Source organism: Acinetobacter sp. 1294243 (assembly GCF_000588015.1).
GTDB lineage: Bacteria > Pseudomonadota > Gammaproteobacteria > Pseudomonadales > Moraxellaceae > Acinetobacter > Acinetobacter pittii.
In genome coordinates this window covers 1-692 of the sequence record NZ_JFXG01000061.1, presented here as the reverse complement: position 1 = coordinate 692, position 692 = coordinate 1, and the positions used below count along the sequence as shown (strand labels likewise).

The window sequence follows — 692 nt, the reverse complement described above, 5'->3', positions numbered from 1 at the left end:
CTGGGACTATGCAAATGCAAAACTTGCAGGTCAACCAGCTGGTGTAGAGAAATAATTTTATTTCTTTATGAAAAACCACCCCATTTGGGGTGGTTTTTTTATTTTTAATACAGCAAAAGCATATTAATCAAGCAAACGATTCATTTTCTTTAATATTCTTATTGACGCTTTTAGATTTCATCCATAAAATGCGCATCAGATTCTCCAATAGCTCAGTCGGTAGAGCGACGGACTGTTAATCCGCAGGTCCCTGGTTCGAGCCCAGGTTGGAGAGCCATCTACTAATCTCCCATAGCTCAGTCGGTAGAGCGACGGACTGTTAATCCGCAGGTCCCTGGTTCGAGCCCAGGTGGGAGAGCCAAGATTCTTAAAAACCCACTCATCATGAGTGGGTTTTTATTTGTATGATGCCTTCACATGTTCGAATCGAGTCACTTATTTTTTATTGTTTTAGGTTGCGTAAGCACCTGTATTTTTCTTCTTGTTTGTTTACGCCCTTATTTATTTCCAAAACAAAAATTCTTTGCTCGCCCTGTCATTACAAACTTTGAAACTCAAATGTTTATACGTTTAAAACAAAGTTTTCCAAATTATCATGTGTTAGCACAAGTGGCGTTTAGCGCATTAATTACCAGTAATGACTATAAAATTCGTAGTCAGTTCAATCGTAAAGTTACTGACTTTGTTGTGCT

General features: G+C 38.4%; 2 tRNA genes and 1 pseudogene. All 3 read left to right on the top strand.

Annotated elements, in window-relative coordinates:
• Window positions 1-201: 201 nt before the first annotated feature.
• Window positions 202-277, top strand: a tRNA-Asn gene (locus J655_RS24180).
• A gap of 8 nt (window positions 278-285) precedes the next feature.
• Window positions 286-361, top strand: a tRNA-Asn gene (locus J655_RS24175).
• A gap of 56 nt (window positions 362-417) precedes the next feature.
• Window positions 418-692: pseudogene (locus J655_RS24170) on the top strand (DUF2726 domain-containing protein); the annotation flags it as partial.